The following is a 25,371-nucleotide window of genomic DNA, read 5'->3' on the forward strand; positions in this document are numbered from 1 at the left end:
ACCGGTGACTGCGGTCCGCTCCCCGGTTCGCGTATGGTCACGCACATCTACCCCCGGCGACCCGTGGTGCATCCGTGATCCGATTCGACAACGTCTCCAAGGTCTACCCCAAACAGAGCCACCCAGCCCTCAGGGACGTCTCCCTGGAGGTCGAGAAGGGCGAGTTCGTCTTCCTCGTGGGATCCTCCGGCTCCGGGAAGTCCACCTTTCTGCGGCTGATCCTGCGCGAGGAGCGTTGCAGCCACGGCCAGGTGCACGTCCTGGGCAAGGACCTCGCCCGCCTGTCCAACTGGAAGGTGCCGCAGATGCGGCGCCAGCTGGGGACGGTGTTCCAGGACTTCCGCCTGCTGCCGAACAAGACGGTCGGCGAGAACGTCGCCTTCGCCCAGGAGGTCATCGGCAAGTCCCGCGGTGAGATCCGCAAGTCGGTGCCCCAGGTGCTCGACCTGGTCGGTCTCGGCGGCAAGGAGGACCGCAGGCCCGGCGAGCTGTCCGGCGGTGAGCAGCAGCGCGTCGCGATCGCGCGGGCCTTCGTCAACCGGCCCAAGCTGCTGATCGCGGACGAGCCCACCGGCAACCTCGACCCGCAGACCTCCGTGGGCATCATGAAGCTGCTCGACCGCATCAACCGGACGGGCACCACCGTGATCATGGCCACCCACGACCAGAACATCGTGGACCAGATGCGCAAGCGCGTCATCGAGCTGGAGAAGGGCCGCCTCGTCCGCGACCAGGCACGCGGCGTCTACGGCTACCAGCACTGACGACGAGGAACGAAAGGCTTAACGAGACGCCATGCGCGCCCAGTTCGTGCTCTCGGAGATCGGTGTCGGTCTTCGCCGCAACCTGACGATGACCTTCGCGGTCATCGTCTCCGTCGCCCTGTCCCTGGCCCTGTTCGGCGGTTCGCTGCTGATGAGCGACCAGGTCAACACCATGAAGGGCTACTGGTACGACAAGGTCAACGTCTCGGTCTTCCTCTGCAACAAGAGCGACGCCGAGTCCGACCCCAACTGCGCCAAGGGCGCGGTGACCGCGGACCAGAAGAAGCAGATCATGTCCGACCTCGACGAGATGACCGTCGTCGACAAGGTCACGTACGAGTCGCAGGACGAGGCGTACAAGCACTACAAGGAGCAGTTCGGCGACTCGCCGCTGGCCAGCTCCCTCACGCCGGACCAGATGCAGGAGTCGTACCGGATCAAGCTCAAGGACCCGGAGAAGTACCAGGTCATCGCCACCGCCTTCGACGGCCGGGAGGGCGTGCAGTCCGTGCAGGACCAGAAGGGCATCCTGGACAACCTCTTCGGCCTCCTCAACGGCATGAACTGGGCCGCCCGCGCGGTGATGGCGCTGATGCTGGTCGTCGCCCTCATGCTGATCGTCAACACGGTGCGCGTCTCGGCGTTCAGCCGGCGGCGCGAGACCGGCATCATGCGGCTCGTCGGCGCCTCCGGGTTCTACATCCAGGCGCCGTTCATCATGGAGGCGGCCGTCGCCGGGCTCATCGGCGGTGGTGTCGCCTGCGGCTTCCTGGTGGTCGCCCGGTACTTCATCATCGACCACGGGCTCGCCCTGTCGGAGAAGCTGAACCTGATCAACTTCATCGGCTGGGACGCCGTGTTGACGAAGCTGCCGCTCATCCTGGCCACCAGCCTGCTGATGCCCGCGTTGGCCGCGTTCTTCGCGTTGCGCAAGTACCTGAAGGTGTGACACATACCAAGAGGGCCGAACGGTCAAGCGACCGTTCGGCCCTCGCGCGTTGTCCTAGACTCACCGGCATGTCAGGTCGTGACCTGTTCTGTCAGCCCCGCCGCGTACGCCACGGGGCCGCCCTGACCTTGGTGTTCGCGAGTGTGCTCGTCGCGGGCGGGGTCACCGGCTCGTTCTCCGGGAGCGACCCGAAGTCCGAGTCGGACACCGCGCACCCGGCCGCACCCACCGGGCGGCACGACGAGGTGGCCAGGGCGGCGGCCGAGGCGCTGGCCGACGGCAAGTCCCCCGAGGAGGCCGCCGAACGGGCGGTCAGCCGCAGCGGGGACCGCTGGGGCGCCGTCTACTCCCACGGCGAGTACGAGGAGTTGGAGGACGCCCTGGACGGCCGGTACACCGGCGTCGGGCTCTCCGCGCGCCGCGAGCGCGACGGCCGCATCGAGGTGACCGGGGTGCGCTCCGGCTCGCCCGCCGCCGACGCCGGGATCCGCGAGGGCGACCGGCTGCGCAGCGTCGACGGCGAGCGGGTCGACGGGCGGCCCGTCACCGAGGTCGTCGCCATACTGCGCGGCGACGCCGAGGCCGAGCCCGCCGGCACCGCCGTCCGGCTCGGTCTGGAGCGCGGCACACGCGCGTGGAGCGAGACCGTGCGCCGGGCCAGGCTCTCCACGGACCCCGTGGCGGTACGCACCCTCGCCACCGGCGACACGGTGATCAAGGTCGGCTCCTTCACCAAGGGCGTCGGCGCTCAGGTGCGCGACGCCGTGCGGCGGCTGCCGTCCGGCGCGGGTGTCGTCCTCGACCTGCGCGGCAACTCGGGCGGTCTGGTCTCCGAGGCGGTCGTCGCCGCCTCCGCCTTCCTCGACGGCGGCCTGGTCGCCACGTACGACGTCGACGGCGAGCAGCGGGCCCTGCACGCCGAGACCGGCGGCGAGACCACCAGACCCCTGGTCGCGCTCGTCGACGGCGGCACGATGAGCGCCGCCGAACTCCTCACCGGCGCCCTCCAGGACCGCGGCCGGGCGGTCGTCCTGGGCTCCCGCACCTTCGGCAAGGGCTCGGTGCAGATGCCGAGCCGGCTGCCCGGCGGCTCGGTGGCCGAGCTGACCGTCGGGCACTACCGCACCCCCTCCGGCCGCGGCGTCGACGGGACGGGCATCACACCCGACCTGGAGGTCGACCCGGCGGAGCCGGCCGCGTTGGAACGGGCGCGGACGGTACTGAGCGGACTGGGACCGACCGCGTAATCGGCTTTCCGTGAGCCCCCTCGGTAGTGCCAAAATGGTTGCACTATGGCTAAGGAAAAAGGGCGCAAGCTGATCGCGCAGAACAAGAAGGCGCGGCACGACTACCAGATCCTCGACACCTACGAGGCGGGACTCGTCCTGTCCGGGACCGAGGTGAAGTCGCTGCGCCAGGGACGGGCCTCGCTGGCCGACGGCTTCGTGCAGCTGGACGGACACGAGGCGTGGCTGCACAACGTGCACGTGCCGGAGTACAGCCAGGGGACGTGGACCAACCACAGCGCCCGCCGCAAGCGGAAGCTGCTGCTGCACCGCGTGGAGATCGACAAGCTGGAGTCGAAGTCCCAGGAGACCGGTCACACCATCGTGCCGCTGGCCCTCTACTTCAAGGACGGCCGGGCCAAGGTCGAGATCGCGCTGGCGCGCGGCAAGAAGGAGTACGACAAGCGCCAGACGCTCCGTGAGAAGCAGGACCGCCGCGAGGCGGAGCGGACGATCTCCGCGATCCGGCGCAAGCAGCGGGCCTGACCGCCGGGAATAGGCTGGCACCCGCGTGCGTTGGTCACGTACGATGGCATCCGCACCTCGGAGCGGGTGCACCTCCCTCTTCGGAGGGCTTGAAAAATCAACATGGGGATGATCGGTTTCGACAGCGGCTGTCGAAGCAGGGGAAGCGTGTCGAGGAAGCGGCCATGATCTCGTAAACCACAGGCCGAAAAAAATAATCGCCAACACCAAGCGCGATTCCTCCCAGCAGGCCTTCGCCCTCGCTGCCTGATCTCAGGTAGCAGAGCGAGCCTCCTACTACGGGAGTGTCAGCCCGGGGCTGTTCCCGACCCGGATCCTGGCATCAGCTAGGGGACTAAACCTTGATCCCGGTCACGGGGTGAAGAGGGAAACCAAACAGTGACTGAGCCCGTCGGAGACTTGTCCGCGTGATCTCCGGGGCTGAGAAAATCGAAGCGGACTGCACACGGAGAAGCCCTGATTCCGCACCGTTGGACGCGGGTTCGATTCCCGCCATCTCCACGAGGTCGAGGGCGGCCTGGCTCGCGCAGCGCGAGCCAGGCCGCCCTCGACGTTTTTCTCGCCGCTGCTCCGAGGGGAGCGGCTCATCGAGGACACCTCCTCGCCCAGCGCCCCCGCGATCTCCCGTGCCTGTGCGCGCAGCCTGGCCCCGATCTTCGCCTCGCTCGTCGAGTGGTCCGCCGAGAATCTGCCCGGGGTCGAGCGGGCGCGGCGGGAGTTCGACGGCGGGGACGAGTCCGTCGCCGTCATCCGGCGGCGCGGGCCCGCCGGGGCGGCAGCAGGGTGAGCATCAGGGCCACCGCGGCCGCCGTCACCGGGATGCCGTAGCCCGCCGCGGCCGACGTGTGCTCGACCGTCCAGCCGCCCGCCGCGCTGCCGCAGGCGATGCCGCCGAGCAGGCCCGTCACCGCGAGGGTCATGCCCTCGTTCAGGCGGCCCTCGGGGGTGCGCTGCTGGACCAGCGTCATGGTGGTGACCATGGTCGGGGCGGTCGCCATCCCGGCGATCAGCAGGGTGAGCGCCAGCAGTGGCAGGGAGCCGGTGAGCGAGGCCGCGAGCAGCGGCAGGGTCAGCAGGGCCGTCATCGCCGCGACGCACCACGGCAGCCGGTGTTCCGCGGGCCCGGCCGGTCTCATCGCGCCGTACAGCAGGCCGGCCGCGCAGGAACCGGCCGCCTGGAGTCCGAGGACCACACCGGCCGCAGCGCGGTGGCCCTGTGCGTCCGCGAACGCGATGGTGACGACCTCCATGGCCCCGAACACCCCGCCCATCGCGAGGCACACCACCAGCAGCGGCGGGATGCCCGGGGCGCGGAGCGGGGCCTTGGCGGTGGGGCGCGGCCGGGCCGCCGGGGGCTCGGTCGAACGCTGGGCGGTGAACAGCAGCATGCCGCTCACCAGCAGCACCACCCCGACGAGCGTGCCCGCCTGCGGGAACAACGCCGTGCACAGGAAGGCCGCGAGGACCGGCCCGAGCATGAAGCACAGCTCGTCCGCCGCCTGTTCGAAGGAGTTGGCGGTGTGCAGCGCGTCGGCGTCGCCCTTCAGCAGGTGGTTCCAGCGGGCGCGGGCCATGCCGCCGGTGTTGGGGGTCGTCGCGGTGGCGGCGTAGGAGGCGAACAGGGTCCAGGCGGGCGCGCCGTGGCGCACGCACAGCAGCAGGGCGAGCGAGCCCAGCGCGGCGATCAGGGTGGCGGGCACGGCGACCCTGGCCTGCCCGTGCCGGTCCACGAGCCGCGCGGTCCACGGGGCGACCAGGGCGGTGGCCGCCAGTCCCGTCGCGGTGACGGCGCCCGCCAGGGCGTACGAACCACGGGTGCCGGCGATCATGACGACGGCGCTCACGCTGAACATGCCCATGGGCAGCCGCGCCATGAGATTCCCGATCGTGAACGCTCGGGCGCCGGGTGTGGCGAGGAGTCGCCGGTACGGGCCGGGCGGCCGGCGCCGGGTGCGCGGGCGGAAGTCGGCGGCGATCAGGGTGTCGGCGGTGACGGCGAGGAAGGCGACGGGAGGGGCCTGCGGGGATGGGCGTTCGAAGGTCGGTTGCGGCATGCACCTACCGTGGCCCGGAGGCGATCGAGGGGTCCAACACCTACTCCGTCGCCATTCACGCACCCCTGTTGTAAGTTCACCGGATGCCCGCACCCGCCCACCTCGACCCCCGCCTGCTGCGCGCCTTCGTCACCGTCGCGGAGGACCTGCACTTCACCCGCGCCGCCGCCCGGCTGTACGTCGCCCAGCAGGCCCTCAGCCGGGACGTACGGCGCCTGGAGCGGGAGTTGGGCGCCGAGTTGTTCGTCCGGACCACCCGGCAGGTGACGCTGACCGCCGACGGCGAGCGGCTGCTGCCGTACGCCCGGCGCGTCCTCCAAGCGCAGGACGAACTCCTGGCCGCCTTCGGACAGGCCCGCCCGCTGCTGGTCGATCTCAACTCCCCGGGGCTGGTCACCGGCCGCCTCGTCCTGGAACGGGCGCGCGAACTCGCCCCCGGCCAGGAACTGATGGCGCGCTACGAGAGCGGACTGACGTACGCCGCCGCCGAAGTGATCGCGGGCCGCATCGACGCCTCCTTCGGCCGGTTCGCGGGACTGCCCCCGGCGCTGCGGGCCGGGCTCGGCCACCAGCCCGTGCGCCACGAGCCGATGGCGGTCGTCCTGCCGGAGGACCATCCGCTGGCCGCGCTGGACGAGGTGCCGCTCTCCGCGCTCGCCGGGGAGCGGGTGTACGCCGGGGCCGGCAACCCGCGCACGCCGGAGTGGACCGACCTCGCGCACCGCCTGTTCGAGGGACGCGGCATCGACGTGGCGCCACCCCTTCCGCTGGCGATGGGGGAGGAGGAGTTCCAGCGGATCATGGACAAGACGCGGCATCCGATCCTGGCGGTGGTGGGCTTTCCGGCCATGGCGTCGACCGTCGTGCGCCCGCTCGTCGATCCCGTGCCGCTGTCGCCGGTCTCACTGGTCTGGCGAAAGGGGCTGGTGCACCCCGCGCTGGACGCGTTGCGCCGGGCGGCGGCGCAGGTCGCGGCCGAAAACGACTGGCTCCGGGCCCCCGCCGGGGGATGGATTCCGGCCGCCGACGGCGCTGTGATGTCCGCCCACAATTGACACGCGGCCACCACGGATCCTCCGCGTGCGCTACATTCTCTGCCTGAGCACGGTGTGATACAGGGGGCGCTCGAACCTGGTGGGGGCCGGTTCTACCGACGAGTGCTCGGAGTCGTATGCGCACCCGGAAGTGTCCCGTGGGGGGAAGTGCGCGCGCGTGAAGAATTGGCAAAAAGACGCCCAACCGGAGTGGCCCGAGGTCGAGTCCGGGGGTCGTGATCTCCCGGAGGCAAGACCCGATGCTGACGCCACCGAGGTGCTTCCGCCAACCCGCTCCTTCCCACCCGCGGGAGGGTCTCCGATGACCGCGCCGGCGTCCGGCGGGTCCGGTGCGGGATGGTTCGGAAGCGGTCCGGGTGACGGCGCGCGCCGTCAGGGGAGTGCCGGCCACGGAGGGCCGGAGATACTTGGTTCCCGAATAGGCCGGGAGTACCAGGGCCCCGACGCCTTCGGCGGGCAGCCGCGCATAACCTGGGGCAACACCGACGCGGCCGCCCAGGCGACCCCGTTCGCCCCTACCACCCCGATACCCCCGGCCATTCCGACGGCCCCGGCCCCCCAGGTCGCCGCGGCCACCCCGGGACCTCCCGTCCCCCTCCTCCGCGACCCCTGGCAGGAGACCCCGGACGAGGACGCGGCCGCGGACGGCGACGCCCCGGACGCCCCGCACACCCACGACCCGCACGAGGTGACGGTCCAGCTCGACGCCGTCCTGCTCGGCGACGGTGTGCTCCACCGGGCCGACGGCGGGCACCGCGCAAAGGGCCGGGAGACCTCCGACGGACCGGTCTTCGTCGACTCCTCCGGCCGCCGCAGCCGCCTCTACCGCCGCCTCGGCATATTCGTCGGCGTCGCCTGCGCGATCTACGCCGTCGTCATCGTCTCCACCCTGATGTCCGGCAACTCCAACGCCCCCTGGCTGCCCGTGCCGGGCCAGGAGGAGGGCAAGCCCGCCGGCCAGGTCGACACCACCCCGCTGCCCTCGCGGTCCGGCCCGCCCGAGGCCACCGGCACCGGCGCCCCGCAGACCGGCCCCACCGACGGCACCGGCGTGACCGGCACCCCGGACGCCGGAGCCCCCGCGCCCGGCACCACCGCCGGCACCGCGCCGCAGCCCGGCACGACCGCCGACTCCGGCGTGACGGAGACCGGGACCGACAAGAAGCCCGGCGGCGGGGGAACGACGGACCCGGGCCCCACCGGGACGACGCAGGCCCCGCCGCCCGTCACCACCGGCCCGTCCGCGTCGACGGGCGGCGGCGACACCACCGTCGACCCGACCGCGCCCACCGGCGGTGCCACCACGGGCTCCGACCCGGGCGAGGGCGGCGCCGACGCCAACGGCTCCCGCGACACGACCCCTCTCGCGGGGGCCGCCGAGGCGCCCGTCGCCGCCGGTCCGGGCGGCACCACCACGTCCACGAACCTGTCCCCGGAGACCACCCTCTGATGGCATCCCGCACCCGCCGTCACGGGGCGGCGCGCAGCCCCCGTGCGGGCGTCCGCCGCCTGCCCCTGCGCCTGCTGCTCCCCCTGCTCCTCCTGGTCGCCCTGGCGGCGATGCTCATGCTGCGCGGCTACGTGCACAGCGAGATCCTCGCCGACCACCGCGTCCAGGCCCCCGCGCCGACCACCCACGTCCCCGAGAAGATCCTGGAGGGCGGCCCGGTCATCGACGCCCGGGGCGGCCGCACCGAGAGTCTGAGCGTGCCGGACCACCGGCTCGTCCTCACCTTCGACGACGGCCCGGACCCGACCTGGACCCCGAGGGTGCTCGACGTGCTGAAGAAGCACGACGCTCACGCGGTCTTCTTCGTCACCGGCACCATGGCCTCCCGCTACCCGGACCTCGTGGAGCGCATGGTCGACGAGGGCCACGAGGTGGGCCTGCACACCTTCAACCACCCCGACCTCTCCTTCCAGTCCAAGAAGCGGATCGACTGGGAGCTGTCGCAGAACCAACTGGCGATCACCGGCGCGGCCGGCGTCCGCACCTCGCTGTTCCGCCCGCCCTACTCCTCCTTCGCGGACGCCATGGACGACAAGTCCTGGCCGGTCACCGAGTACATAGGCAGCCGCGGCTACATCACCGTCGTCAACAACACGGACAGCGAGGACTGGAAGAAGCCCGGCGTCGGGGAGATCATCCGCCGGGCCACCCCCGAGGACGGCAAGGGCGCCATCGTCCTGATGCACGACTCCGGCGGCGACCGCCACCAGACCGTCCAGGCCCTGGACCGGTTCCTGCCCGACCTCAAGGCGAAGGGCTACGAGTTCGACAACCTCACCGAGGCCCTGGACGCGCCCAGCGCGATGAGCCCGGTGACCGGCGCCGAACTGTGGAAGGGCAGGGCGTGGGTCTTCCTCGTCCAGGCCTCGGAGAAGCTCACCGACGTCCTGGTGGTGGGCCTGGCGATCATCGGCACGCTGGTCATCGGACGCTTCCTGCTGATGCTGCTGCTCTCCGGTGTCCACGCCCGCCGGGTCCGCCGCAAGGGCTTCGGCTGGGGACCGGCGGTCACCCGGCCGGTGACGGTGCTGGTCCCGGCGTACAACGAGGCCAAGTGCATCGAGAACACGGTCCGTTCCCTCATGGAGAGCGACCACCCGATCGAGATCATCGTCATCGACGACGGCTCCACCGACGGCACCGCCCGGATCGTGGAGGGCCTGGGCCTGCCGGGCGTCCGGGTGATCCGCCAGCACAACGCGGGCAAGCCCGCCGCCCTCAACCGCGGCCTGGCCAACGCCCGGTACGACATCGTCGTGATGATGGACGGCGACACCGTCTTCGAACCGTCCACCGTCCGCGAACTCGTCCAGCCCTTCGGCGACCCGAGGGTGGGCGCCGTCGCCGGCAACGCGAAGGTCGGCAACAAGGACAGCCTCATCGGCGCCTGGCAGCACATCGAGTACGTGATGGGCTTCAACCTGGACCGCCGGATGTACGACATCCTCGGCTGCATGCCGACCATCCCGGGGGCCGTCGGCGCCTTCCGCCGCTCCGCGCTCGCGCCCTTCGGCGGCATGAGCGACGACACGCTCGCCGAGGACACCGACGTCACCATGGCGCTGCACCGGGCCGGCTGGCGGGTCGTCTACGCCGAGAACGCGCGCGCCTGGACCGAGGCCCCGGAGTCCGTCAGCCAGCTGTGGTCCCAGCGCTACCGCTGGTCGTACGGCACCATGCAGGCCATCTGGAAGCACCGCCGCGCGGTGATCGAGAAGGGCCCCTCGGGCCGCTTCGGCCGCGTGGGCCTGCCCTTCGTCTCCCTCTTCATGGTGCTGGCCCCGCTGCTCGCCCCGCTCATCGACGTGTTCCTGCTCTACGGCATCGTCTTCGGCCCGACCCGGCAGACGATCATCGCCTGGCTGGGCGTCCTGGCCATCCAGGCGGTCTGCGCGGCCTACGCCTTCCGGCTGGACCGGGAGCGGCTGACACCGCTCATCTCGCTGCCGCTCCAGCAGATCCTCTACCGCCAGATCATGTACGTGGTGCTGCTCCAGTCCTGGATCACCGCCCTCACCGGCGGCCGGCTGCGCTGGCAGAAGCTGCGCCGCAGCGGCGGAGTGTCCGCGCCACCCGGCGGTGGGGCCGCCGGCGTACCCGCCCCGCGGTCCCGCGCCATGGACGGGAGGCCGGTCGGATGACCACCCCGCCCTACGACCCCGCCCCTCCCTTCCCCGACCCGACCGCTACGCCCCGGAAAGCCCCGTACGTGACCGCACCACCTCCGTACGCCCCCGTCGGCGCGGACACCGCCGCCGCCCCGCCGGTGCTGCCCCAGCAGAAGCAGGCCCGGCGGGCGCCCGTCCGGGACCGGTACTTCGACCTGCTGCGTGCCGTGGCGCTCTTCCGCGTGGTCCTCTACCACCTGACGGGCTGGGCGTGGCTGCCCGTGCTGTTCCCGTCCATGGGCGTGATGTTCGCCCTGGCCGGCAACCTGATGGCCCGTTCCCTCAAGCGCCCCGCCGTGCAGGTCGTCCGCGGCCGTATGCGCCGTCTGCTGCCGCCGCTGTGGCTGCTCGGCGCGGTGGGCGTGACCGGCATGCTGCTCCAGGGCTGGGGGCCGAACGACGACGGGCACCCGGGGTGGTGGTGGCTCCACCTCACCTTCTGGATCCTGCCGCTGAGCGACCCGCCGTACGCCGAGGGCCTGTCCGGCATCCACGGGCTGCTGGGCGACAACTGGGCCTCGGACCTCGCCGGGCCGCTCTGGTACATCCGCGCCTACCTCTGGTACGTCCTGCTCTCCCCGCTGCTGCTGCGCGCGCTGCGTGCGCTGCCGTGGCCGACGATCCTGGCGCCCATAGCGCTCTCGGCCGCCTTCCAGTTCGGCTACCTCGAACTGCCGGGCGAGCGGATCCCGTCCGCGCTCACCGACTTCAGCACCTTCGGGGCCTGCTGGATCCTGGGCATGGCCCACCAGGAAGGCGTCCTGAAGCGGCTGCCGCGCTACGTCGTGCCGTCGGTGGCCCCGCTGATCGGTGCGCTCGGCCTCTGGTACGCCTTCGGGGAGGGCTTCAAGTCCGGCTACGACCTGGACTCCATCCCCTTCGCCCAGGCCGTCTGGTCCTTCGCCACGGTGCTGCTGCTCCTGCACGTCAGCCCGTCGTGGACCGAGTGGCCGCGTCGGCTGCGCCGCTGGGACCGGGTGGTCACCCTGCTCAACTCCCGTGCGGTGACGATCTACCTGTGGCACAACGTGTGCATCCTGATCGCGGCCACCGTGTGGGACCAGCTGTGGGGCTTCGACGTCATGTACGAGCACTTCACCTGGCTGCTGGAGAGCCCCTGGCCGGTCCTGGTCCTCGCCTGGCTGCTCATCGGGAGCTGCGTCGTCTGGTTCGGCTGGATGGAGGACGTGGCCGCCAAGCGCAAGCCGCAGCTGTGGCCGGACGGCGGCGGGAAGGCGGCGCGCGGGCGGCCGAGGGCACGGGCGGCACACCGGGGCTGACGGCCTTCGTGGCGGCGTGCGAGACTGCATCGGTTGCGCAAGTGAACACGGTGGCGTGAGCCGGTCAGGGGGAACAGGCGGGATGAGCAAGCGGCAGACGCAGAAGATGCTGCGGTTGATGGCGAGCGGCGAGCCGGTCGAGCTGACCAGCCCGATGGCGTCCGTGAAGAAACTCGCCAAGCTCGCCTTCGTCGCCCAGCAGTTCGGCTACGAGTACGCGGACGCCCGCCAGGGTGGCGGGAGCAACGGCTCGCTCACCATGCTGCTCGTGCCCGACCCGAGCCCGCAGGCCCGCGCCCGCGCCGCGCAGAACTGGGCGCAGTACCCGAACGCGGGCGACGGGGTCTCGGTGCCGCCGCTCGTGCCCGACGCCTTCGAACTCCTCAAGGCGCGGATCAACTTCGACCTCACCGGCAAGAGCGCCGAGAAGCGGATGGGGTACGGCGCGCTCGGCGTCACCATCGGCTGTGTGGTCCTCGCCTACCGCTCGGGCGGTTCGTCCGACGACTTCGTCGTGGCCGCGGTCATCTGGCTGGCCGTCCTCGCCCTCCTGGGCGTCGGCTTCCTCGTCACCCGCAAACGCAACGCGAGGTTCGCGGCCCGGTTGCAGGCGGCGGGGTTCGTCCCGACGGCCGACGAGACCGGGCGGGTGCGGTACCTGCCGCCCGGCGGGCAGCTCCCGGGACACGGGAACCCGTTCGGCGGGGCGCCGGCAGGCCACGCCGCGCCCGGTGGCTACGGCGCCCCTGGCGGATACCCCGCCCCCGGTGGCTACGGCGCCCCCGGCGGTTACGCGCAGCCGGCTCCCGCCCAGTACGCCCAGCCCCAGCAGCCGTACCCCCAGCAGCCCTACGCGCCTCCCCAGGGCGGGCAGCAGCCGTACCCGCCCCAGGCGTACCCGCAGCAGCAGCCGTACCCTCCGCAGCCCGCGCCCCAGCAGCAGCCCCACCCCCAGCAGAACCCCCACTGGCAGCCCCAGCACCCCCAGGGCTGACCGGCGCGACCTCTCATCCGGCACCGGTGCCGGGTGAGAGCAACGTTCCCTTCCGGTCATCCACAGCCCCACCGGCCCGAAACGCGCCCTTCCTACCTTCGGGGCAATCGAGCTGTGCAGCACCGTGGAGGCGTCATGACATTCCGAGGCGGCCGCTGGATCGAGTACTGGGATCCGGAGGACGAGACGTTCTGGAAGGAGACGGGGGAGCGGATCGCCCGGCGGAACCTGTTCTTCTCCGTGCTCTCCGAGCACATCGGGTTCTCCGTCTGGACGCTCTGGTCCGTGCTGGTCCTCTTCATGGGGCCGGAGTACGGGCTGACGCCCGCCGACAAGTTCCTGCTGACGTCCGTGGTGACCCTCGTCGGCGCCGTCGTACGGGTGCCCTACACCTTCGCCGTCGCCGTCTTCGGCGGGCGGAACTGGACGATCATCTCCGCCGGGCTCCTGCTCGTGCCGACCGTCGCGGCCTTCACCGTCATGGAGCCGGGGACGTCCTTCTCCACCTTTCTCCTGGTCGGGCTGCTGGCCGGCATCGGCGGCGGCAACTTCGCCTCCTCCATGACCAACATCAACGCCTTCTTCCCGCTGCGCAGGAAGGGGTGGGCGCTCGGTCTCAACGCCGGGGGCGGCAACATCGGTGTGCCGGTCATCCAGCTGGCCGCGCTCGCGATCATCGGGGCGAGCGGCGGGCCGCGGGTGCTGCTCGGCATCTACATCCCGCTCATCCTGGTGGCCGCGGTCCTCGCCGCCTGCTTCATGGACAACCTCGCCTCCGTGAAGAACGACACCGGGGCCGCGAAGGACGCCGCGCGGGACGCGCACACCTGGATCATGTCCGTGCTGTACATCGGCACGTTCGGCTCGTTCATCGGGTACAGCTTCGCCTTCGGTCAGGTGCTGACGACCCAGTTCGGGCGGACCCCGCTCCAGGCGGCCTACCTGACCTTCATCGGCCCGCTGCTCGGCTCCCTGATCCGGCCCCTGGGCGGCAGGCTCGCCGACCGGTACGGGGGCGCCCGGATCACCCTGTGGAACTTCGTGGCGATGGCCACCGCCACCGCGGTGCTGATCGCCGCCAGCATGGCGAAGTCGCTCGGGCTGTTCGTGGCCGTGTTCGTGGTGCTGTTCGTGCTGAGCGGGCTCGGCAACGGGTCGACGTTCAAGATGATCCCCGGCATCTTCCAGAACAAGGCGCTGGGCAAGGGGCTGACGGGTGAGGCGGCGGTGGCCCACGGGCGGCGCCTCTCCGGTGCCTCCATGGGACTGATCGGCGCGGTGGGCGCGCTCGGCGGCGTCGCCATCAACCTCGCCTTCCGGCAGTCGTTCCTCTCCTCCGGCTCGGGCACCGGGGCCTTCGTCGCCTTCCTCGCCTTCTACGCGGTGTGTTTCGCGGTCACCTGGGCGGTATACCTTCGCCGTCCGGCCCCGCGGGTGCCGGACGGCCCGGCGGACCCGGCGGACACGAAGGCCCAGCTCAGCTACGCCGAGGTGTGACGTAACACTGGTGACATGAAGCGGAACCGAGCCTGTCACGCACCGTTGACAGGCTCGGCCGGCACGCGAGTACGCAGATGGGCGTGAGGATCGGAGCGCGGCGAGCGATGGACGACGAACAGCAGCGACCCGACCACGGGCCCCTGGCCGGATTCACCGTGGGCGTCACCGCCGCCCGCCGGGCCGACGAACTGGGTGCCCTGCTCCAGCGGCGCGGCGCCGCCGTCCAGCACGCGCCGGCGCTGCGGATCGTGCCGCTGGCCGACGACAGCGAGCTGATGGCCGCGACCAAGCAGCTCATCGACCAGGCACCGGACGTCGTCGTCGCCACCACCGCCATCGGGTTCCGGGGCTGGGTCGAGGCAGCCGACGGCTGGGGACTCGGCGACGCCCTGCTGGAGCGGTTGGGCGCGGTCGAACTCCTGGCGCGCGGGCCCAAGGTCAAGGGCGCGGTCCGGGCGGCGGGACTGACCGAGCGGTGGTCGCCGTCGTCGGAGTCCATGGCCGAGGTGCTCGACCGGCTCCTGGAGGAGGGTGTCGACGGCCGCCGGATCGCCGTACAGCTGCACGGCGAGCCGCTGCCGGGATTCGTCGAGGCGCTGCGGGAGGGGGGCGCCGAGGTCGTCGGCGTGCCCGTGTACCGGTGGCTGCCGCCGGAGGACATCGGGCCCGTGGACCGGCTGCTGGACGCCGCCGTGTCGCGGGGCGTGGACGCCGTGACGTTCACCAGCGCGCCCGCCGCGTCCTCGCTCCTGGGCCGCGCCGAGGAGCGCGGTCTGCTGCCCGAACTGCTCGCCGCCTTCGGCCACGACGTGCTGCCCGCCTGCGTCGGACCGGTCACCGCGGTGCCGCTCCAGGCGCACGGCGTCGACACCGTCCAGCCCGAACGCTTCCGGCTCGGCCCGCTCGTCCAGCTGCTGTGCCAGGAACTCCCGGGGCGGTCCCGGGCCCTGCCCGTGGCCGGGTTCCGGCTGGAGATCCGGGGACACGCGGTGCTCGTCGACGGGGAGCTGCGGACCGTACCGCCGGCCGGCATGTCCCTGCTGCGGGCGCTGTCCCGGCGGCCGGGCTGGGTGGTGTCCCGCGCGGAACTCCTGCGCGCCCTGCCCGGCACCGGCCGCGACGAACACGCCGTCGAGACGGCGATGGCCCGCCTGCGCACGTCCCTCGGCGCCCCGAAGCTGATCCAGACGGTGGTCAAGCGCGGCTACCGCCTGGCCCTGGACCCGGCGACGGACGCCAAGTACACGGCGGACGACTGACGGACCGCGGCGACGGCCGCGTGTCGGGGGCCGTGTGCCGGGCCGAGGCGACGGGTCGCGGGCGACGAGGCGTCCCGGGGCGGGCGTCCTCGACGGCGGTGTGCGGCGGCCCTGTAGACCGGTCGGGTGCCACTGCGGCGGGCCGTGGCGCCGGGCGCGTGTGGCCGGGCGCGTGTGACCGGTGACGGCCGACGGCACGTGCGGGACCGCCACGCGGCCCGGGTGCGCGGGCGCGCGCGTACGCGTCCACGCCTCACCGGTACGAGGGGTTCCGGGCGCGAGTGCGGGCAGGCACTGTAGAGGGAGCGGTCCACCTGCTCCCCTTCCCAGCCCGTGTCCCGGCGGGCCACCCCCAGGCGGTGACAGGAACATGGCAATGAGTACGGCCATCGACCCGTACGAGCTGCGCTTCGACACCGGGCGGATCTGCCTGGACCTCATCGCCACCACCCATCCCGTCGAGCGCCTCGGCTCCGTGGTCGTGCTGCGCGCCTGGATCGCCGGCTCCGGGCTCGTCCCGCCCGGCACCCCGCTGGCCCACGCCGACGCCGGCTGGCTGACCGGCTTCCGCGAACTGCGCCGCGAGACCGCCCGGTTGGTGCGCGCCCGGCCGGCCCCCCGCACCCGCCGCTACGACCTCGCGCTGGCCCGCGTCAACGACCTGGCCCTGGCCGCGCCCCCGGCCCCGCGCGCGGTGCACGGCGAGGACGGCGCGCTGACCCGGGAGCTGACCGGGCCGCCGCAGTGCGCGGCGCTGCTCGGCGCCCTCGCCCGGGACGCCGTGGAACTGCTCACCGACCCCGTGGCGCGGGCCGGCCTCAGGCAGTGCGAGGGAGACAACTGCCCGATCCTCTACGTGGACACCTCCCGCGGGCACCGCAGGCGCTGGTGCTCCAGCGAGGTCTGCGGGAACCGCGAGCGGGTCGCCCGGCACCGCCGCCGCGCCGCCCTCGCCCGATAAGTGACACCACGCCCCCTTCGTCACACCGCCCCGAGAAAACTGTCATCTCACTTTGAACACCCCGCACTTCCCGTCCGTACCGAATGGGCGAGCGACCGACTGGGGGAACCCCCGGACATCGGAGGTGGGCGTGCGCAAGGATTCCGTCGTGGCCAATGAACGTGGTGCGAGGGCCCGACATCGCATGTCCCAATCGTCCTCGGAACCCGACGAGGAGCTGATGCGCGCGCTCTACCGCGAGCACGCCGGCCCCTTGCTGGCCTATGTGCTGCGGCTGGTCGCGGGGGACCGGCAGCGCGCCGAGGACGTCGTCCAGGAGACGCTCATCCGTGCCTGGAAGAACGCCGGTCAGCTCAACCGTGCGACCGGATCGGTACGCCCCTGGCTGGTGACGGTCGCCCGGCGCATCGTCATCGACGGCCACCGCAGCCGGCAGGCCCGGCCGCAGGAGGTCGATCCGTCGCCGCTGGAGGTCATCCCCGCGGAGGACGAGATCGACAAGGCGCTGTGGCTGATGACGCTGTCGGACGCGCTCGACGACCTGACCCCGGCTCACCGTGAGGTCCTCGTCGAGACGTACTTCAAGGGGCGTACCGTCAATGAGGCGGCGCAGACACTGGGCATACCCAGCGGCACCGTTCGCTCCCGGGTGTTCTACGCCCTGCGTTCGATGAAGCTGGCACTGGAGGAGCGGGGGGTGACGGCGTGATGAGCGGGTACGGGGGAGTTCAGGGGTTCGGTCCGGGGGATACGGGTAATTCTGTCCCCATGCAGGGATCACCGGCGCCGAACGAACACGAGACCGTCGGCGCCTACGCCCTCGGGATTCTCGACGACGCGGAAGCAACCGCTTTCGAGGCACACCTCGCCACCTGCGAGTGGTGCGCCCAGCAACTCGACGAGCTGGCCGGGATGGAACCGATGATGGCCGCGCTCGCGGACCTGCCCGGTGCCGGTACGCCGGCCATCGCCGAGTCGCTCACCGCCAAGCCGAGCCCACGGCTGTCCGAGAAGCTCGTCGACGAGGTCGCCGAGCGCCGCGCGAGCAAGCGCCGGCGCAACTTCTACCTGGTGGGCACCGCCGCCGCGCTGATCATCGGCGGCCCGTTCGCCGCCGTGGCCACCACGGGCGGTGGCGGTGGCGACGACGGGGGCGGACGCAAGACCGAGGCCTCCCAGGAGCAGACCGGCAGCCCCGCCGAGTCCGCCTTCGCCGCGATGCCCGACCGGGTCACCGCGACCGACCCGGCCACCGAGGTCAGCGCCACCGTGGCCCTGGAGAAGAAGGCCTGGGGCACCGAGGCGGTCCTGGAGCTGAAGAACGTCAAGGGGCCCGAGAAGTGCTCCCTGATCGCCGTCGGCAAGAACGGCGAGCGGGAGACCCTGAGCTCCTGGACGGTCCCCGACTGGGGCTACGGCATCCCGGACGCCACCACGGAGAAGGCCAAGAAGCCGCTCTACGTGCACGGCGGCGCCGCCTTCGACCCCAACCAGATCGACCACTTCGAGGTCATGACCTTCGACGGTGAGCGGCTGGTCGAGGTGGACGCGTAGCCGGGTTCCCAGGCGTGCCGTGGCTTCCGGGCCCCCCTTCGCGTACCTTTGACGGCTGCCCAGCACGTCAGAAGGGGGCCCGGTGGCCGCACAGGCTCAACAGGATTCAGCGGTCGGCTCGGTGCACGACCCCGTACGGGAGGACTCCGTACGGGACCGAGAGATCAGCGTGGAACAGGCACACCTCGACCGGGTGTACCGCCGCCTCGAGGAGAAGATCCACGAGGCCGAGTTCCTCATGCACGACGCCGCCCAGCGCGGTCACGTCGGCACGCCCGGCGCGCTGGCCGAGCGCGACGCGCAGGTCTTCCGGGCCGGCATCCACCTCAACCGCCTGAACAACGAGTTCGAGGACTTCCTGTTCGGCCGCATCGACCTGCTCCTCGGCAAGGACGGCAAGAAGGGCCCGGACGGCGCGTACACGGCGGTCGAGCCCGCCGAGGGCGCCCTCGGGCCCGACAACACCGCCGACATCGCCGAGACCCTGCACATCGGCCGCATCGGCGTCCTGGACCAGGAGTACGCGCCGCTGGTCATCGACTGGCGGGCGCCCGCCGCGGCCCCGTTCTACCGGTCGACGCCGGTCGATCCGGGCCGGGTCGTGCGCCGCCGGGTGATCCGCTCCAAGGGGCGGCGCGTCCTCGGCGTCGAGGACGACCTCATGCGGCCCGAGGTCACGGCCCGGCTGGCCGGCGAGGAACTGGCCGTGGTGGGCGACGGTGCCCTGATGGCCGCGCTCGGCCAGGCCCGCACGCACACCATGCGGGACATCGTGGCCTCCATCCAGGCCGAGCAGGACCGCGTGATCCGCGCCCCCGCCGCCTCCGTGACCTACGTGGAGGGCGGCCCCGGCACCGGCAAGACCGCCGTCGCCCTGCACCGGGCGGCGTACCTGCTCTACCAGGACCGGCGCCGCTACGCGGGCGGCATCCTGATCGTCTCGCCGACCCCGCTGCTGGTGGCGTACACCGAGGGCGTACTGCCCTCCCTGGGCGAGGAGGGCCAGGTCGCCATCCGAGCGATCGGCTCCCTGGCCGACGACGCCGCGGGTGGCGAGGCCACGCTGTACGACTCCCCGGCCACCGCCCGCGTCAAGGGGTCCTCGCGCATGCTCCGGGTGCTGCGCAAGGCCGCGCGCGGCGCGCTGGAGCCGGCCGACTCGCCGACCCTGCTGAGGGTCGTCGCGTTCAACCGCCGACTCGAACTGGAGGCCGAGGAACTGGCCTCCATCCGCCGTACCGTCCTCGGCGGCACCGCCCCGGTCAACCTGCTGCGCCCCCGCGCCCGCCGGCTGCTGCTGGACGCCCTGTGGGAGAAGTCCGGCGCCGGGACCCGGCACAGCGACCCGGAGCTGGCCGCCGAGCTGCGTTCCTCCTTCGACGAGGACGTCAGCTCCGAGGACTCCTTCACCGAGTTCCTGGACGCCTGGTGGCCGGAGCTGACCCCGGGCGCCGTCCTGGCGGCCATGGCGGACGAGCGGCGCCTCGGCCGCTGGGCCCGGCGCGTCCTGAACCCGGGCGAGGTCCGCAAGGTGGCCCGTTCGCTGCGGCGCGAGGGCCGCTCCGTGCACGACGTCGCCCTGCTCGACGAACTCCAGGCGATCGTCGGCACCCCGGCCCGCCCCCGCAAGCGGCGCGAGGCCGACCCGCTGGACCAGCTGACCGGCCTGGACGAGCTGATGCCGCAGCGCGAGGAGACCCAGTGGGAGCGCGCCGAGCGGCTGGCGCAGGAACGCACCGAGTACGCGCACGTCATCGTGGACGAGGCGCAGGACCTCACCCCGATGCAGTGGCGGATGGTGGGCCGCCGCGGCCGGCACGCCACCTGGACCGTCGTGGGCGATCCGGCCCAGTCCTCCTGGTCCGACCCCGACGAGGCGGCCGAGGCCCGCGACGAGGCCCTGGGCACCCGTCCGCGGCGCCGCTTCGAGCTGACGGTGAACTACCGCAACCCGGCGGAGATCGCCGAACTGGCGGCCCGGGTGCTCGCCCTCGCCATGCCGGGCGCCACCTCGCCGTCGGCCGTGCGTTCGACCGGCGTGGAGCCGCGCTTCGTCGTCGCGGAGGACTCCCTGTTCGACACCGTCCGCGCGGAGGCGGCCCGGCTGCTCGGCCTGGTGGACGGCACCGTCGGCGTCGTGGTCGCCATGAACCGGCGCGAGGAGGCCCGGCGCCGGCTGGCCGGGCTCGGTGACCGTGTGGTGGCGCTCGGCAGCCTGGAGGCGAAGGGGCTCGAGTACGACGCCACGGTCGTCGTCTCCCCGGCCGAGATCGCCGACGAGTCGCCCGCCGGGCTGCGGGTCCTGTACGTCGCCCTGACCCGGGCCACCCAGCAGCTCACGGTGGTCTCCAGCGAGCGGGACGAGCCAGACGCCCGAGGGGTGCCGGACCTGCTCCGCGACTGAGGCGGACGTGCGAGAGGCCCGCGCCGTGGACGGCGCGGGCCTCTCGTCTCTTCGTCTAGGTGGCACCGACCCGCCATGCTCGCCTCGCGGCAAGTGGTCGCTCGTAGCGACGATGGTTGGGCCCGGGGGCTTGGATCGAGCCGGTGCCACGTCCAAGGTAACAAACGATCCCCGCAAGGCAATTCCCGTCCCGCGGGTTCCTTCGCGGGCAGCTCGGCGTGTTGCGGTGGCCTCTTTCCCCGACGCGCGACTTCTCGTATGGTGGAAGTCGTTTTCCGAAACCGGGCCGCGAACACAAAGTTCGCAATCCGGGGCGGCTACCGCGTACTCAGTGGTAGGTGCGACGATCGGACGGCACAACCCAGTTACACGGTGAAAGCAGAGGAAGTCGGCCATGGCAACGGCGCCCAGCGTCTCCTACTCGATGACGGTCCGGCTGGAGGTGCCCGCGGGCGGAACCGCCGTCTCGCAGCTCACCACCGCGGTGGAGTCCGCCGGAGGATCCGTCACCGGCCTCGACGTCACGGCCTCCGGCCACGACAAGCTCCGCATCGATGTCACCATCGCGGCGGGCTCGACCTCGCACGCCGACGAGATCGTGGAGCAGCTGCGGGGCATCGACGGCGTCAGCCTGGGCAAGGTCTCGGACCGTACCTTCCTGATGCACCTCGGCGGCAAGATCGAGATGGCGTCGAAGCACCCCATCCGCAACCGTGACGACCTCTCCATGGTCTACACGCCGGGCGTGGCCCGCGTCTGCATGGCGATCGCCGAGAACCCCGAGGACGCCCGCCGCCTGACCATCAAGCGCAACTCCGTTGCGGTCGTGACGGACGGCTCCGCCGTGCTGGGCCTGGGCAACATCGGCCCGAAGGCCGCGCTGCCGGTGATGGAGGGCAAGGCGGCCCTGTTCAAGCGGTTCGCCGGCATCGACGCCTGGCCGCTCTGCCTGGACACCCAGGACACCGACGCGATCGTCGAGATCGTCAAGGCCATCGCCCCGGGCTTCGCGGGCATCAACCTGGAGGACATCTCCGCGCCCCGCTGCTTCGAGATCGAGGCCCGGCTGCGCGAGGCCCTGGACATCCCCGTCTTCCACGACGACCAGCACGGCACCGCCATCGTCGTCCTCGCCGCCCTGACCAACGCCCTGCGTGTGGTGAACAAGGGCATCGAGAACGTACGGGTCGTCATGTCCGGCGCCGGCGCCGCCGGTACGGCCATCCTCAAACTGCTGCTCGCCGCCGGGGTGAAGAACGCCGTCGTCGCCGACATCCACGGCGTCGTGCACGCCGGACGCGCCGACCTGGTCGACGCCGCGCCCGAGTCGGCGCTGCGCTGGATCGCCGACAACACCAACCCCGAGGGCCTCACCGGCACCCTCAAGGAGGCCGTGCACGGCGCGGACGTCTTCATCGGCGTGTCGGCCCCCAACGTCCTGGACGGCGACGACGTGGCCGCCATGGCGGACGGCGCGATCGTCTTCGCGCTCGCGAACCCGGACCCCGAGGTGGACCCGGCCATCGCCCGCCAGACCGCGGCGGTCGTCGCCACCGGTCGCTCGGACTTCCCGAACCAGATCAACAACGTGCTGGTCTTCCCGGGTGTGTTCCGCGGCCTGCTGGACGCCCAGTCCCGCACGGTCAACACCGAGATGATGCTGGCCGCCGCGCACGCCCTGGCGGACGTCGTCACCGAGGACGAGATCAACCCGAACTACATCATTCCGAGCGTCTTCAACGACAAGGTCGCCGGTGCCGTCGCCGGCGCCGTGCGCGAGGCGGCGAAGTCCGCCGGAGTGGTGGCGTAGGTTCCCCAAGCGGGGGCATGCGGCCTGTGGCGTGGTGGTGAGGATCACCACCACGGGCGGCTCCACCGGCGCGTCGCGCGGCGGCACGCCTCGGACGGCCCTCTAGTGTGGCGCAAGGCTCAGGCCCTCTCATCGTGTGACTCCCAAGGGTGTTCTCACGACTCCTGGGGGTGCCGGATTGGCTTTACCGCCGCAGGTGGAGGCAGGATGCCTCCCTGGGCGCGAGGGTCCGACGACCGACCCGGGTCCGGGGAGTGTCAGAGGCCCCTGGCAGCATCGGCATCGCTGTGCCCAACATGCGGCTCCGCCGCGTGGCACGCCTCAACGGCAAGAAGAACACGGGAGTAACAACATGAACCGCAGTGAGCTGGTGGCCGCGCTGGCCGACCGCGCCGAGGTGACCCGCAAGGACGCCGACGCCGTGCTGGCCGCGTTCGCCGACGTCGTCGGCGACATCGTCTCCAAGGGCGACGAGAAGGTCACGATCCCCGGCTTCCTGACCTTCGAGCGCACCCACCGTGCCGCTCGCACCGCCCGCAACCCGCAGACCGGCGAGCCGATCCAGATCCCGGCCGGCTACAGCGTCAAGGTCTCCGCGGGCAGCAAGCTCAAGGAAGCCGCCAAGGGCAAGTAGGCGCTCCGCCTGGAGTGCCGGGTGACTGCGCGGACCGTCCGCGTGGCCTGCGGGCCGTGGACGGGTGCGGCGACATCGTGGCTTGTCGCGCAGTTCCCCGCGCCCCTGACGGGGCGCACACAGCACAACGCCGATGGGGCGGTCACCCGGACTCCGGGTGACCGCCCCATCGGCGTTGCTCGCGCCGTCTAGCCGAGTGCCTTGCCCGGCAGCTCCACCTTCGCGCCCAGCTCCACGAGCTTCTCCATGAAGTTCTCGTAGCCGCGGTTGATCAGGTCGATGCCGTGGACCCGGGAGGTGCCCTGGGCCGCGAGGGCGGCGATCAGGTACGAGAAGCCGCCGCGGAGGTCGGGGATGACCAGGTCGGCGCCCTCCAGCTTGGTCGGTCCGGAGACGACCGCCGAGTGGAGGAAGTTGCGCTGGCCGAAGCGGCAGTCGGAGCCGCCCAGGCACTCGCGGTAGAGCTGGATGTGGGCACCCATCTGGTTGAGCGCCGAGGTGAAGCCCAGCCGGGACTCGTAGACCGTCTCGTGGACGATGGACAGGCCCGTCGCCTGCGTCAGCGCGACCACCAGGGGCTGCTGCCAGTCCGTCTGGAAGCCGGGGTGCACGTCCGTCTCCAGGGCGATGGACTTGAGCCTGCCGCCCGGGTGCCAGAAGCGGATGCCCTCGTCCTCGATCTCGAAGGCGCCGCCCACCTTCCGGAAGGTGTTGAGGAACGTCATCATCGACCGCTGCTGGGCGCCGCGGACGTAGACGTCGCCCTCGGTCGCCAGCGCCGCCGACGCCCAGGACGCGGCCTCCAGGCGGTCCGACAGGGCGCGGTGGGTGTAGCCGCCCAGCTCGTCCACGCCGGTGATGCGGATCGTGCGGTCGGTGTCCATCGCGATTATCGCGCCCATTTTCTGCAGGACGCAGATCAGGTCCTCGATCTCCGGCTCGACCGCCGCGTTGGACAGCTCCGTGACGCCCTCGGCCAGCACGGCCGTGAGCAGCACCTGCTCGGTCGCACCGACGGACGGGTACGGCAGCCGGATCTTCGTGCCGCGCAGCCGCTGCGGGGCCTCCAGGTACTGGCCGTCCGCCCGCTTCTCGATCTTCGCGCCGAACTGCCGCAGCACGTCGAAGTGGAAGTCGATGGGCCGGCCGCCGATGTCGCAGCCGCCCAGGCCCGGGATGAAGGCGTGGCCGAGACGGTGCAGCAGCGGGCCGCAGAACAGGATCGGGATGCGCGACGAACCCGCGTGGGCATCGATGTCGGCGACGTTCGCGCTCTCCACGTGCGTCGGGTCCATCACCAGCTCGCCGGGCTCGTCGCCCGGACGGACCGTCACCCCGTGCAGTTGCAGCAGTCCGCGTACGACCCGCACGTCGCGGATGTCCGGCACGTTGCGCAGCCGGCTCGGCCCACTGCCCAGCAGGGCGGCCACCATGGCCTTCGGCACGAGGTTCTTCGCACCGCGGACCCGGATCTCGCCCTCCAGCGGGGTTCCGCCGTGGACAAGCAGTACGTCATCAGCGCCGTTGACGGTCATGAATCTCGCGTTCCGTGGGTTACGGGCAGGGGCCAGAAGGGAAAGGGTAATCGCCTTGTACCCCCCTTCTGTAAGCCTGTGCATGGTCGGGCTACGTCATGGATTCGTCACAACACGCGGCGTTCCCCGGCGCGTACGGGGGGTCACGGCCGTGGGGCGTGCGCGGGGTGCGTGTTCACCCCCGTGCCCCCGATTGCCTCCCCACGGGAGGGGAACATGCGGGATCATGTCAGGCATGACCGAGGTGTCCTCGCTCACGGGGCGGCTGCTCGTGGCAACACCCGCCCTGGCGGACCCGAACTTCGAGCGTGCGGTGGTGCTCCTTCTCGACCACGACGAGGAGGGCTCCCTCGGTGTCGTCCTCAACCGTCCCACACCGGTCGACGTGGGCGACATCCTGGAGGACTGGGCGGACCTGGCCGGCGAACCGGGCGTGGTCTTCCAGGGCGGTCCGGTGTCCCTCGACTCGGCCCTCGGGGTCGCCGTCGTCCCGGGCGGAGCGTCCGGCGAGCGCGCGCCGCTGGGCTGGCGCCGGGTGCACGGCGCGATCGGCCTGGTCGACCTGGAGGCGCCGCCGGAACTGCTGGCGCCCGCCGTGGGCGCCCTGCGCATCTTCGCGGGGTACGCCGGCTGGGGGCCGGGCCAACTGGAGGACGAGCTGGCGGAGGGTGCCTGGTACGTGGTCGAGTCCGAACCCGGCGACATCTCCTCCCCCTTCCCGGAGCGGCTCTGGCGCGAGGTGCTGCGCCGCCAGCGGGGCGACCTGGCGATGGTGGCCACGTATCCGGACGACCCGTCGCTCAACTGAAGCGTGTGAGCTTCAGTACCCTTGGCGTCTATGAGCACTCTCGAGCCCGAGCGCGGGACTGGTACGGGGACCCTCGTTGAGCCGACGCCGCAGACGTCCCACGGCGACGGCGACCACGAGCGCTTCGCCCATTACGTCCAGAAGGACAAGATCATGGCGAGCGCCCTCGACGGCACTCCCGTCGTGGCGCTGTGCGGCAAGGTCTGGGTGCCGGGCCGTGACCCGAAGAAGTACCCGGTCTGCCCCATGTGCAAGGAGATCTACGAGTCCATGAGCGGCGGCGGGGACGAGGGCAAGGGCGGCGACAAGAAGTAGCGGTCGACAAGTAGCGGCGGCCCCGCCCGCAGAGACTTCCCGAAG

21 protein-coding genes and 1 other RNA gene are annotated in these 25,371 nt (G+C 71.8%); 20 read left to right on the top strand and 2 right to left on the bottom strand.

Features of this window, described 5'->3' with window-relative positions; all coding sequences use genetic code 11:
- The first annotated feature begins 74 nt into the window (after positions 1-74).
- The 5 genes from ftsE to ssrA all read left to right on the top strand — a co-directional run bounded on the left by ftsE (position 75) and on the right by ssrA (position 3,989).
- Positions 75-764: a cell division ATP-binding protein FtsE gene (ftsE, locus tag ACGF3J_RS00220; RefSeq protein ID WP_043372426.1), complete on the top strand. Its 690-nt coding sequence runs from the start codon at positions 75-77 to the stop codon at positions 762-764.
- A 31-nt stretch (positions 765-795) separates the two neighbouring features.
- Positions 796-1,713: a permease-like cell division protein FtsX gene (ftsX, locus tag ACGF3J_RS00225; protein WP_064728178.1), complete on the top strand. Its 918-nt coding sequence runs from the start codon at positions 796-798 to the stop codon at positions 1,711-1,713.
- A gap of 68 nt (positions 1,714-1,781) precedes the next feature.
- Positions 1,782-2,960 (top strand): S41 family peptidase, encoded by a 1,179-nt coding sequence (locus tag ACGF3J_RS00230; protein WP_393853287.1) that lies wholly within the window; start codon positions 1,782-1,784, stop codon positions 2,958-2,960.
- 45 nt (positions 2,961-3,005) lie between these two features.
- Entirely contained in the window at positions 3,006-3,485 is a 480-nt protein-coding gene (smpB, locus tag ACGF3J_RS00235) for an SsrA-binding protein SmpB (RefSeq protein WP_052841735.1), read from the top strand.
- 104 nt (positions 3,486-3,589) lie between these two features.
- Positions 3,590-3,989, top strand: a transfer-messenger RNA (tmRNA) gene (gene ssrA, locus ACGF3J_RS00240).
- A gap of 242 nt (positions 3,990-4,231) precedes the next feature.
- On the opposite strand, the gene ACGF3J_RS00245 is transcribed toward ssrA, so the two are convergent.
- A complete protein-coding gene (locus ACGF3J_RS00245) occupies positions 4,232-5,539 on the bottom strand; it encodes an MFS transporter (RefSeq protein WP_393853288.1) in 1,308 nt (435 codons plus the stop codon).
- A gap of 83 nt (positions 5,540-5,622) precedes the next feature.
- On the opposite strand from ACGF3J_RS00245, the gene ACGF3J_RS00250 reads away from it, so the two are divergent.
- From ACGF3J_RS00250 to ACGF3J_RS00310, 13 genes are all read left to right on the top strand, one after another.
- The gene (locus tag ACGF3J_RS00250) at positions 5,623-6,594 is read left to right on the top strand and encodes a LysR family transcriptional regulator (RefSeq protein ID WP_161332719.1); all 972 of its coding nucleotides are present in this window, start codon (positions 5,623-5,625) and stop codon (positions 6,592-6,594) included.
- A 301-nt stretch (positions 6,595-6,895) separates the two neighbouring features.
- Positions 6,896-8,044, top strand: coding sequence for a translation initiation factor IF-2 (locus ACGF3J_RS00255; RefSeq protein ID WP_161332720.1), 1,149 nt, complete (start codon positions 6,896-6,898; stop codon positions 8,042-8,044).
- A complete protein-coding gene (locus ACGF3J_RS00260) occupies positions 8,044-10,245 on the top strand; it encodes a polysaccharide deacetylase family protein (protein WP_161332721.1) in 2,202 nt (733 codons plus the stop codon). Before ACGF3J_RS00255 ends, ACGF3J_RS00260 begins: the two co-directional genes overlap by 1 nt.
- Positions 10,242-11,552: an acyltransferase family protein gene (locus ACGF3J_RS00265; RefSeq protein ID WP_161332722.1), complete on the top strand. Its 1,311-nt coding sequence runs from the start codon at positions 10,242-10,244 to the stop codon at positions 11,550-11,552. The genes ACGF3J_RS00260 and ACGF3J_RS00265 overlap by 4 nt, the downstream gene beginning before the upstream one ends.
- 82 nt (positions 11,553-11,634) lie before the next feature.
- On the top strand, positions 11,635-12,546 hold the full coding sequence (locus ACGF3J_RS00270) for a hypothetical protein (RefSeq protein ID WP_161332723.1): 912 nt from the start codon (positions 11,635-11,637) through the stop codon (positions 12,544-12,546).
- Between the two features lie 135 nt (positions 12,547-12,681).
- Entirely contained in the window at positions 12,682-14,043 is a 1,362-nt protein-coding gene (locus ACGF3J_RS00275) for a NarK/NasA family nitrate transporter (protein WP_161332724.1), read from the top strand.
- A 107-nt stretch (positions 14,044-14,150) separates the two neighbouring features.
- Positions 14,151-15,305 carry a uroporphyrinogen-III synthase gene (locus tag ACGF3J_RS00280; protein WP_161332725.1) on the top strand — a complete coding sequence of 385 codons (1,155 nt, stop codon included), beginning with the start codon at positions 14,151-14,153 and terminating at the stop codon, positions 15,303-15,305.
- Between the two features lie 370 nt (positions 15,306-15,675).
- Positions 15,676-16,266 (top strand): CGNR zinc finger domain-containing protein, encoded by a 591-nt coding sequence (locus ACGF3J_RS00285; protein ID WP_393853289.1) that lies wholly within the window; start codon positions 15,676-15,678, stop codon positions 16,264-16,266.
- Between the two features lie 184 nt (positions 16,267-16,450).
- On the top strand, positions 16,451-16,975 hold the full coding sequence (locus ACGF3J_RS00290) for a sigma-70 family RNA polymerase sigma factor (RefSeq protein WP_007450155.1): 525 nt from the start codon (positions 16,451-16,453) through the stop codon (positions 16,973-16,975).
- A gap of 59 nt (positions 16,976-17,034) precedes the next feature.
- Positions 17,035-17,820 (top strand): zf-HC2 domain-containing protein, encoded by a 786-nt coding sequence (locus ACGF3J_RS00295; RefSeq protein WP_161328410.1) that lies wholly within the window; start codon positions 17,035-17,037, stop codon positions 17,818-17,820.
- Between the two features lie 82 nt (positions 17,821-17,902).
- Entirely contained in the window at positions 17,903-20,224 is a 2,322-nt protein-coding gene (locus ACGF3J_RS00300) for a UvrD-helicase domain-containing protein (RefSeq protein WP_161328409.1), read from the top strand.
- A 394-nt stretch (positions 20,225-20,618) separates the two neighbouring features.
- Entirely contained in the window at positions 20,619-22,034 is a 1,416-nt protein-coding gene (locus ACGF3J_RS00305) for an NAD-dependent malic enzyme (RefSeq protein ID WP_122619819.1), read from the top strand.
- A 352-nt stretch (positions 22,035-22,386) separates the two neighbouring features.
- Complete coding sequence (locus tag ACGF3J_RS00310) at positions 22,387-22,668, top strand: HU family DNA-binding protein (RefSeq protein ID WP_003990598.1); 282 nt, start codon at positions 22,387-22,389, stop codon at positions 22,666-22,668.
- Between the two features lie 188 nt (positions 22,669-22,856).
- Here ACGF3J_RS00310 and murA read toward each other — a convergent pair whose 3' ends face one another.
- Entirely contained in the window at positions 22,857-24,203 is a 1,347-nt protein-coding gene (gene murA, locus ACGF3J_RS00315; protein WP_161328408.1) for a UDP-N-acetylglucosamine 1-carboxyvinyltransferase, read from the bottom strand.
- 235 nt (positions 24,204-24,438) lie between these two features.
- Between murA and ACGF3J_RS00320 the strand changes: the two genes are divergently transcribed.
- Both ACGF3J_RS00320 and ACGF3J_RS00325 read left to right on the top strand, forming a co-directional pair.
- Positions 24,439-25,011 (top strand): YqgE/AlgH family protein, encoded by a 573-nt coding sequence (locus ACGF3J_RS00320; RefSeq protein ID WP_161328407.1) that lies wholly within the window; start codon positions 24,439-24,441, stop codon positions 25,009-25,011.
- A 30-nt stretch (positions 25,012-25,041) separates the two neighbouring features.
- Positions 25,042-25,326, top strand: coding sequence for a DUF3039 domain-containing protein (locus ACGF3J_RS00325; RefSeq protein ID WP_030402030.1), 285 nt, complete (start codon positions 25,042-25,044; stop codon positions 25,324-25,326).
- The last annotated feature ends 45 nt before the right edge of the window (positions 25,327-25,371 follow it).

Source organism: Streptomyces sp. NPDC048171, from assembly GCF_043202655.1.
Taxonomy (GTDB): Bacteria; Actinomycetota; Actinomycetes; order Streptomycetales; family Streptomycetaceae; genus Streptomyces.

Excerpts from the sequence above, each read along its gene's own strand:
- ftsX (WP_064728178.1), top strand. The coding sequence starts at position 796 with ATGCGCGCCCAGTTCGTGCTCTCGGAGATCGGTGTCGGTCTTCGCCGC.
- ACGF3J_RS00230 (WP_393853287.1), top strand. The coding sequence starts at position 1,782 with ATGTCAGGTCGTGACCTGTTCTGTCAGCCCCGCCGCGTACGCCACGGG.
- smpB (WP_052841735.1), top strand. The coding sequence starts at position 3,006 with ATGGCTAAGGAAAAAGGGCGCAAGCTGATCGCGCAGAACAAGAAGGCG.
- ACGF3J_RS00245 (WP_393853288.1), bottom strand. The coding sequence starts at position 5,539 with ATGCCGCAACCGACCTTCGAACGCCCATCCCCGCAGGCCCCTCCCGTC.
- ACGF3J_RS00250 (WP_161332719.1), top strand. The coding sequence starts at position 5,623 with ATGCCCGCACCCGCCCACCTCGACCCCCGCCTGCTGCGCGCCTTCGTC.
- ACGF3J_RS00255 (WP_161332720.1), top strand. The coding sequence starts at position 6,896 with ATGACCGCGCCGGCGTCCGGCGGGTCCGGTGCGGGATGGTTCGGAAGC.
- ACGF3J_RS00260 (WP_161332721.1), top strand. The coding sequence starts at position 8,044 with ATGGCATCCCGCACCCGCCGTCACGGGGCGGCGCGCAGCCCCCGTGCG.
- ACGF3J_RS00265 (WP_161332722.1), top strand. The coding sequence starts at position 10,242 with ATGACCACCCCGCCCTACGACCCCGCCCCTCCCTTCCCCGACCCGACC.
- ACGF3J_RS00270 (WP_161332723.1), top strand. The coding sequence starts at position 11,635 with ATGAGCAAGCGGCAGACGCAGAAGATGCTGCGGTTGATGGCGAGCGGC.
- ACGF3J_RS00275 (WP_161332724.1), top strand. The coding sequence starts at position 12,682 with ATGACATTCCGAGGCGGCCGCTGGATCGAGTACTGGGATCCGGAGGAC.
- ACGF3J_RS00280 (WP_161332725.1), top strand. The coding sequence starts at position 14,151 with ATGGACGACGAACAGCAGCGACCCGACCACGGGCCCCTGGCCGGATTC.
- ACGF3J_RS00285 (WP_393853289.1), top strand. The coding sequence starts at position 15,676 with ATGGCAATGAGTACGGCCATCGACCCGTACGAGCTGCGCTTCGACACC.
- ACGF3J_RS00290 (WP_007450155.1), top strand. The coding sequence starts at position 16,451 with ATGTCCCAATCGTCCTCGGAACCCGACGAGGAGCTGATGCGCGCGCTC.
- ACGF3J_RS00295 (WP_161328410.1), top strand. The coding sequence starts at position 17,035 with ATGCAGGGATCACCGGCGCCGAACGAACACGAGACCGTCGGCGCCTAC.
- ACGF3J_RS00305 (WP_122619819.1), top strand. The coding sequence starts at position 20,619 with ATGGCAACGGCGCCCAGCGTCTCCTACTCGATGACGGTCCGGCTGGAG.
- ACGF3J_RS00310 (WP_003990598.1), top strand. The coding sequence starts at position 22,387 with ATGAACCGCAGTGAGCTGGTGGCCGCGCTGGCCGACCGCGCCGAGGTG.
- murA (WP_161328408.1), bottom strand. The coding sequence starts at position 24,203 with ATGACCGTCAACGGCGCTGATGACGTACTGCTTGTCCACGGCGGAACC.
- ACGF3J_RS00320 (WP_161328407.1), top strand. The coding sequence starts at position 24,439 with ATGACCGAGGTGTCCTCGCTCACGGGGCGGCTGCTCGTGGCAACACCC.
- ACGF3J_RS00325 (WP_030402030.1), top strand. The coding sequence starts at position 25,042 with ATGAGCACTCTCGAGCCCGAGCGCGGGACTGGTACGGGGACCCTCGTT.